8 protein-coding genes are annotated in these 8,140 nt (G+C 62.6%); all 8 read left to right on the forward strand.

The features are described from left to right. The first annotated feature begins 35 nt into the window (after nt 1–35). The 8 genes from FM101_RS09620 (at nt 36) to atpA (ending at nt 8,079) form a co-directional block, all read left to right on the forward strand. On the forward strand, nt 36–1,856 hold the full coding sequence (locus tag FM101_RS09620) for a polysaccharide biosynthesis protein (protein ID WP_086998916.1): 1,821 nt from the start codon (nt 36–38) through the stop codon (nt 1,854–1,856). Further along, complete coding sequence (locus FM101_RS09625; RefSeq protein WP_086998919.1) at nt 1,856–2,863, forward strand: UDP-phosphate glycosyltransferase; 1,008 nt, start codon at nt 1,856–1,858, stop codon at nt 2,861–2,863. Before FM101_RS09620 ends, FM101_RS09625 begins: the two co-directional genes overlap by 1 nt. A 142-nt stretch (nt 2,864–3,005) precedes the next feature. Then, nucleotides 3,006–3,488, forward strand: a complete 483-nt coding sequence (locus FM101_RS09630) for a hypothetical protein (protein ID WP_143269266.1) — start codon at nt 3,006–3,008, stop codon at nt 3,486–3,488. A 327-nt stretch (nt 3,489–3,815) separates the two neighbouring features. Further along, the gene (gene atpB, locus FM101_RS09640; RefSeq protein WP_086998928.1) at nt 3,816–4,622 is read left to right on the forward strand and encodes a F0F1 ATP synthase subunit A; all 807 of its coding nucleotides are present in this window, start codon (nt 3,816–3,818) and stop codon (nt 4,620–4,622) included. Between the two features lie 69 nt (nt 4,623–4,691). Beyond that, nucleotides 4,692–4,910 (forward strand): ATP synthase F0 subunit C, encoded by a 219-nt coding sequence (gene atpE / locus FM101_RS09645; RefSeq protein ID WP_086998932.1) that lies wholly within the window; start codon nt 4,692–4,694, stop codon nt 4,908–4,910. Between the two features lie 55 nt (nt 4,911–4,965). Beyond that, nucleotides 4,966–5,517: a F0F1 ATP synthase subunit B gene (locus FM101_RS09650; protein ID WP_086998937.1), complete on the forward strand. Its 552-nt coding sequence runs from the start codon at nt 4,966–4,968 to the stop codon at nt 5,515–5,517. Continuing rightward, a complete protein-coding gene (locus FM101_RS09655; RefSeq protein ID WP_086998940.1) occupies nt 5,517–6,332 on the forward strand; it encodes a F0F1 ATP synthase subunit delta in 816 nt (271 codons plus the stop codon). Before FM101_RS09650 ends, FM101_RS09655 begins: the two co-directional genes overlap by 1 nt. Nucleotides 6,333–6,444: 112 nt before the next feature. Then, entirely contained in the window at nt 6,445–8,079 is a 1,635-nt protein-coding gene (atpA, locus tag FM101_RS09660; protein ID WP_086998943.1) for a F0F1 ATP synthase subunit alpha, read from the forward strand. The last annotated feature ends 61 nt before the right edge of the window (nt 8,080–8,140 follow it).

The following is an 8,140-nucleotide window of genomic DNA, read 5'->3' on the forward strand; positions in this document are numbered from 1 at the left end:
TTGACGAGGAGCACAGACCTGAGCGTCGCGAACACATGAGCACCAGGCAAAGCCCCGATCTACCCAAAACCGCCAGTAGCGACCGGATCCTCTGGCTCGGTTCGCAATTCCTGCTCGACGCCGTGGCCTGGGTCATCGCGATCATCATCGCCATGATCCTGCGCTACGAAATGACCTTCGACCCGGCAAAGATCGACGGCGTCGCCATCATCGCCGCCGTGGCCATCGTCAGCCAGCTCATCATCGGCACCGCCCTCTCGCTCTACCGGGGCCGCTATAGCTTCGGGTCCTTCCACGAAGCCAAACTGCTGGTGATCGTCACCGTCACGGTCTCGGTGATCCTGACCATCGTCTTGCTCTTCGCGGGCATCCCGATGCAGATCGCCCGCGGCATCGGCCTGATCGCCTTCCCCTTCGCCTGCATCTTCATGGCAGCAATCCGCTACGCCAAACGCATGCATGTGGAAAGCAAAACCAAACCAGGGGACCACGCCGAACGCACGCTGATCTACGGGGCAGGGTTCGTGGGCACCTCCATCGTGACCCGGATGAGCAACGACCGGCTCTCACCCTGGCAGCCCGTGGGGCTGATCGACGACGACCCGGGCAAGAAGCATTTGCGTATCTCCTCCGTCCCGGTGCTGGGCCGCAGGGAAGATATCCCCGACATCGTCCGGCGCACCCGGGCCACGGTGATCCTGCTGGCCATGGCCAATATGGATGCCGTGGCCATCCGGGAGATCAGCGATCTGGGACATTCGCTGGGCCTGAAGGTCCTGGTGGTTCCGCCGCTGCGCGACATGCTGACCGGTGGGCACGAGTTCTCGTTCCGTGAAGTCGATATCGAGGATTTGATCGGCCGTCATCCGGTGGATATTCATGTTGACGAGATCGCCGGCTACGTCACCGGCAAACGGGTGTTGGTCACGGGTGCCGGGGGGTCCATCGGCTCCGAGCTCTGCCGCCAGATCAGCATGTACTCGCCGGCCGAACTGATCATGCTCGACCGGGATGAAACCGGTTTGCAGACCACCCAGATCTCCTTGACCGGCCGAGGCCTGCTCAATGGGCAGGACACGGTGCTGGCCGATATCCGCGACGCCGAAACCCTCACCGGGATTTTTGTGGACCGTAAACCGGAGGTCGTCTTCCACACCGCGGCGCTCAAACACGTCTCGTTATTGGAGCAGTACCCGGAAGAAGCCTGGAAGACCAACGTGCTCGGTAGCCTGAACGTGCTCAACGCGGCACGGGCAGCGAACGTGGACACCTACGTCAATATCTCCACCGATAAGGCAGCCAACCCCACCACGGCTTTGGGTCACTCCAAGCGCGTCGCCGAAAAGCTGACCGCGTGGATGGGCGAGGAAACCGGCTGTAAATACGTTTCCGTCCGCTTTGGCAACGTTTTGGGCAGTCGCGGGTCCGTGCTGCCGTTGTTCACCGAGCAGATCCTCAAGGGCGGTCCGGTCACCGTCACCGACCCGGAGGCCACCCGCTTTTTCATGACGATTCCCGAAGCCTGCCAGCTGGTCATCCAGGCCGGCGCCATCGGCCGGGGCGGGGAAGTGATGATCCTGGACATGGGCAAGGCGGTACGCATCCTCGATGTCGCCGAGCATATGATCCAGCTCAGTGGTAAGGACGTGGAAATCGAAATCACCGGCCTGCGTCCAGGGGAGAAGCTGCACGAGGACCTCATCGGCGAAGGTGAAGGCGACGAACGCCCGCTGCACCCGAAGATCTCCCACGCCCATATCGACGTCTTGGATCCAGCAGTGATGGACCTGGGGGAGTGGAAACACCGTCAGGGCCTCACCGACGGTCCGGTGTCGGGCAGCCAAGGCGCCGTCTAGTGCCCGGAACAGCCATCGTGGCCCTGATCGTCGCGTTCCTTGCCGGTATCCTGCTGCCTTTTGCCCTCATACCGCTGCTGAAGCGACTGGGGGTCATCGACGTACCCAACGACCGTTCCTCGCATACCATCACCGCGGTGCGCGGACTGGGGCTGACCATCACGGTGGCCATCATGCTCGGATTTTCGATCATCTGGTTCACCGCAGATAATCCCTCGGGGGGGCTGCTTCCCGTCGTGGCCGGGGTTGCCCTCGCTGCTGCGATCCTGGGCTGGGTGGAGGACTACCGCGGGGTATCGGTGGGGTGGCGATTCTCCCTGCAGTTGATCATCGGTGCCCTGGGTACGACGGCGATGGTCATCCTCACCGGCAGCTCCTGGTGGTGGATCCTCGTCGGAGCGCTGGCCTTGAGCGCCTATATCAACGTTGCCAATTTCATGGATGGCATCAATGGGATCAGCGGACTGCACGGGATGGTGGTCGGACTCTTCTTCGCCGGCGCCGGGGCCATCGACCACCAGACCTGGTTGATCGCCCCCTCGCTGGTCGTTGCCGCGGCCTTCGCCTCCTTCCTCCCCTGGAATCTGGGGCGGGGACATGTCTTCCTCGGAGACGTGGGAAGTTACCTGCTGGGCGGCTCATTGGCGGCATTGGGGGCTGCCGCGTTCCTGAACGGAATGGAAGCCGGTTACCTGCTGGGACCAGTGGTCATCTACCTGGCGGATACCGGGTACACCCTTTTGGTCAGGATCCGCGGCGGGGAACGCTGGTATGCCGCCCACCGACAGCACGTCTACCAACGACTGACCGACGTCGGTCTGAGCCATCTCGGCTCGTCCCTGATGGTGGCCGTCGCGACCGCGCTATGCGCCGGTGGTGCCGTGCTGGCCGTGCTGTCGAACGGGGTGGGACAGTACCTGTGGGGCGTCTTCATCTTGTTCGTGGTGTTTCTGTATCTCTCGAGTCCTGCCTGGATCGGGCGACTGCGCGGCAAGGTCGCGGCCTAGCCACCCCCGGTGCAGAATAGTTTTCTATCTCGTGTAGAATCGGACGAGGTTTCCAGCGGAAACACAATAAGTAGAATTGCTGCCACACCCCCTTGACGACTCAGTTTGTTGTGTCGGGGGAGGCGTCAAAGATGGGATGTACATGCCTCAGGCGACTGGCTCAGGCGGCGCAAGCGTCGTCAAGGAGTCGGGGGAGACCGCGTCTCCCTGGCTGGCGATCCTGCGGACTTGCTCTGTCGTCACCGGCATCGCCGCCGTCCTCTTGGCCCTGGTGGCTTGGATCATCGGCGGGCCGGCAGCGGCGGGCAGTGCCCTGGGATCGGTAGTCGTGGTCATCATCTTCTTTGGCATCAGCCTGGCCATTGGACATCTGGTGGGCCGGCGGAATCCCTCCGCCGCCTTCGGGGCGTTCATGATCGGGTACGTGGTGAAGGTCGTTCTGCTGGGAGGTCTGGCCTTCGGTCTGGGCCTACCGGCGTGGACGGACGGAACCTGGCTGCTGGTCGGGGTCGTCTCGGCCGTCGTCATCTGGCAGGTAGTGGAGTTGCATGCCTTCTCCAAGCTGCGCCTGCAGCTGTACAACGACCCGATTCCCGCCACCGACGCCGGAACCGGTGGGGCCTGATGTCCCCACCGAAAAGCGACAGCCCCCACGGCGGAGGGATCTCACCCTTCCGGGAGAACGTCAACTACATCGTTGGCGGGATCATCGCGTGGGGTTTGATAGGGTGGTTGTTGGACTTCTTGTTGCATGCCCGCTGGATCTGGTTGGCAGGTGCCCTTCTTGGAGCCGCCGCCGGATATTACCTGGCAGTCCTCCACCGAAAAGATCGTGCTTCCGGGCCGATTTCTGGTGCGGACGAGTAAGAACCAAAAAACTTCATCCGTTGGGAAACCTGAACGGCCTTCCAACGATTTTGCCCAATGACGGACACAGCAGAGAGGAACCGCGTTGATCGCGCTTGCGCTTCCGGCGGCCCCCGCAGAAGGTGGGTTCAAAGCCCCCGGCCTAGAGGACATGCACCTTCCCGAAATCATCCCGTGGGGAGCCGATTACGGCAGTGGCTTCGGCAAGCAGATGCTGTTGGTCATCTTGTCCGTCGTTCTCATTTCCTGGTTCTTCATGGCCACCTCGCGCCGTGGCAAGATCGTTCCGGGCAAATTCCAGTTCCTCGGCGAGATGTCGTATAACTTCGTCCGTAACTCGGTCGGCAAGGACATCATCGGGGAAAAGGACTTCAAGCCCTACGTCCCGCTGTTGATGAGCTTGTTCTTCTTCATTCTGCTGAACAACCTCTTCGGGGTCGTCCCGATTTTCCAGCTGCCCACCACCTCGCATGTGGGCACCGCCTATGCACTGGCTGGCATCGTCTACGTGTACTGGATCTACCTCGGCTTCAAGAAGCACGGGATTGCCTACCTAAAGCTTTCAGTGGTCCCCTCGGGAGTCCCGAAGGCGATCCTGCCGCTGATCATCGTCATCGAGATCATCTCCAACTTCTTCGTCCGCCCGCTCACGCACAGTCTCCGTCTGTTTGCCACCATGCTCTCCGGACACCTCATCGTGATGCTCGCCGCCGCCGGTACGTCCTTCATGCTCGTGGAGGGAGGCGCCTTCCTCAAGGGCCTAGGCGTGCTGACTTTCGCCGGCGGCGTGGCCATGGGCCTCTTCGAAGTCCTCATCATGGCCCTCCAGGCCTACGTCTTCGTCCTGCTGACAGCCATCTACATCCAAGGCGCGTTGGTCGAAGAACACTAAGAACCATTCCCCCTCGGGGGAACATCCTGTATCCAACACCCTGCCAACCGGCATTCTGAAAGGAACCAAATGGACATCTACGGCAGCCTCAACGCCATCGGCTACGGCCTCTCCGCAATCGGCGGTGCCATCGGCGTGGGCCTCGTCTTCGCCGCGTACATCAACGGCGTCGCACGTCAGCCCGAGGCACAGCGCGTGCTGCAGCCGATCGCCTTCCTCGGCCTGGCGCTGACTGAAGCCCTTGCCATCCTGGGCCTCGTCTTCGCCTTCATCTGGGGCCGTGTCTAAACTTCGGCTCCGTATTCGGAACCGAAGGTTAGAGTCTAAGAAAGACGGGTGAAACATGATCTACGCAGCAATTAGCGCGGCTGAGGGGAAAGTCAACCCCCTCGTCCCCAACGTGTGGGAAATCGCACTGACGCTGGTGACGTTCCTCGTTCTGCTGTACATCGTCAACAAGTTTGCCGTTCCGGCATTCGAGAAGACGTACAAGGAACGCTCAACAGCCATCGAGGGCGGGATCGCTAAGGCAGAAGCCGCACAGGCAGAAGCCAACGCAGCCCTCGAAGAGTATCGGCAGCAGCTGCTGGACGCCCGCACGGAAGCCAATCGCATTCGCGAGGAAGCCCGTGCGGAGGGGTCCAAGATCTTGGCCGACCTGAAGGAGAAGGCGGCGGCAGAGTCCGCACGCATCACCGATCAGGCGCAGGTCCAGATTGAAGCTGAACGCCAGGCAGCCGTCGTCTCCCTCCGTGGAGAAGTCGGAACGCTGGCAACCCAGCTGGCCAGCCGCATCGTGGGCGAGGCCCTCGACGACGATGCACGCTCGGCCCGCGTGGTTGACCGCTTCCTGAGCGACCTCGAAAACGAGCAGAGCGCAGGTGCATCGAACTAATGGCAGGTGTATCGAGCCACTCCCTGGCAGCGGCCCAGTCCGACCTTGAGGCGAAACTGCCGACGGTCGGGCTGCCGCTCGCCGAGGATCTCTTCGGCGTGTTGAGCATCATGGATTCCAATGCCGGCTTGCGCCGTGCCTTGACCGATCCAGCGCGCAGCACCGAGGAAAAGACCGCACTGACGTCCCGGCTACTGCGGGGCAAGGTCTCCGCGGAGGCCGAATCCATCGTGGCCGGCCTCGCCGGTTCCCGGTGGGGCTCGGCACGTGACATCGGAGATGCACTCGAAACGCTGGCCGCCACGGTGGCCATCAGCGTGGCTGAGCGCCAGGCAGAGGGACCAGCCGGTCTCGAAGCCCTGGAAGAAGACCTTTTCGGCTTCATCAGGGTTGTGGGGTCCAGTCATGATCTGCAGCGTGCGCTCGATGACCCGCAGGCCTCGGACGATGCCAAGCGCAAACTTGCGCTCCGGGTATCCCCGCAGGCCGGCGAGGTCGCACGAGTCCTGATCGCCCAGGCTGTTCAGTCCCCTCGGGGTCTGAAGCCGGCGAATCTCGTGGAGAAGTTCGTGGAGTTGGTGGCCAAGCGCCAGCAGCGGTGGATTGCGCATGTCAGCGCCACCCGTCCGTTGACTGACGAACAGTTCAACCGACTGCAGGCAGGGCTCAACAAGCTCTACGGACGCGATCTGAAGATCAACGCCGCAGTGGATCCATCACTAGTTGGAGGTATCCGGGTAGTCGTCGGTGACGAGGTTGTTGACGCAACCGCAGCCACCCGGCTCGCGGAACTCCGTCGTCGGTTGGCCAGCTAGCCCTCCCCGTGCGGGAGGGTGGCTGTCCACCGACACCACAGACTGAAACAAACCCCGGTTTCCACCAGCACGACAGGTCGGAAACCACAATCTAGGAGAGCAGGGACTGCAGATGGCCGAATTGACCATCAACGCCGATGACGTCCGCAACGCCTTGACAGACTTCGCCGCGTCCTATGACCCGGGCAGCGCGGAGCGCGTCGAGGTCGGTCGCGTGACCACGGCTAGTGACGGCATCGCAAAGGTGGAGGGTCTTCCCTCCGTAATGGCCAACGAGCTTCTTCGTTTCGAAGACGGCACGCTGGGCCTGGCACAGAACCTCGACACCCGTGATATCGGCGTCGTCGTCCTGGGTGACTTCGCAGGCATTGAAGAAGGCCAGGAAGTCCACCGCACCGGTGAGATTCTCTCCGTGCCCGTGGGCGATAACTTCTTGGGTCGCGTCGTCGACCCGTTGGGCCAGCCCATCGACGACCTGGGTGACATTGTCCCCGAGGGCCGCCGCCCGCTGGAGCTCCAGGCTCCCGGCGTGACGCAGCGCCAGTCGGTTGGCGAGCCGATGCAGACGGGCATGAAGGCCATCGACGCCATGATTCCCGTCGGCCGTGGCCAGCGTCAGCTGATCATCGGTGACCGCCAGACGGGCAAGACCGCCCTGGCCGTCGACACGATCATTAACCAGAAGGACAACTGGGCTTCCGGGGATGTCACGAAGCAGGTGCGTTGCATCTACGTGGCCATCGGCCAGAAGGCTTCCACCATTGCCGCTGTCCGCCAGTCGCTCGAAGAGCACGGCGCCATGGAGTACACCACCATCGTGGCCTCCCCGGCATCGGACCCTGCAGGCTTCAAGTACTTGGCACCGTACGCCGGCTCGGCCATCGGCCAGCACTGGATGTACGGCGGCAAGCACGTTCTGGTGGTCTTCGACGACCTGTCCAAGCAGGCCGAAGCCTACCGCGCCGTCTCCCTGCTGCTGCGTCGTCCGCCGGGACGCGAGGCCTACCCGGGCGATGTGTTCTACCTGCACTCCCGCCTGCTGGAACGTTGTGCCAAGCTCTCCGACGAGCTCGGTGCCGGCTCGATGACCGGTCTGCCGATCATCGAAACCAAGGCGAACGACGTGTCGGCCTACATCCCGACCAACGTCATCTCCATCACCGACGGGCAGATCTTCCTGCAGTCGGACCTCTTCAACGCCAACCAGCGTCCGGCAGTCGACGTGGGCATCTCGGTGTCTCGTGTCGGTGGTTCGGCGCAGACGAAGGCCATGAAGAAGGTTTCGGGCACGCTGAAGCTGGAACTGGCGCAGTACCGGGATATGCAGGCATTCGCCATGTTCGCCTCGGACCTGGACGCCGCGACCAAGCAGCAGCTGACCCGTGGTGCTCGCCTGATGGAGCTGCTCAAGCAGGGCCAGTACGCCCCGTACCCGGTTGCCGAGCAGGTTGCTTCGGTCTGGGCCGGAACGAACGGCCACCTGGACGCCGTCCCCGTTGAGGACGTCCGCCGCTTCGAGAAGGAATTCCTCGAGTACCTGCGCAACCGCACCGACGTGTTGACCACCATCACCCAGACGGGCAAGTTGGAAGAGTCCACCTTCGAGGCGCTGAACACCGGCATCGAGGACTTCAAGCAGGGCTTCTTCGGCCAGGGTGAGCAGTTGGTTGGCCCCGGGCACGAGGAACACGACGCCCTTGGCGAAGAGAACGTCGACCAGGAAAAGATCGTCAAGCAGAAACGCTGACGTTCTCCGTGAGGTGGTGCCGCAGCCCGCGGGCTGCGGCACCACCCACGAATACACAACA

This window comes from Arthrobacter rhombi (assembly GCF_900163545.1).
GTDB lineage: Bacteria > Actinomycetota > Actinomycetes > Actinomycetales > Micrococcaceae > Arthrobacter_H > Arthrobacter_H rhombi_A.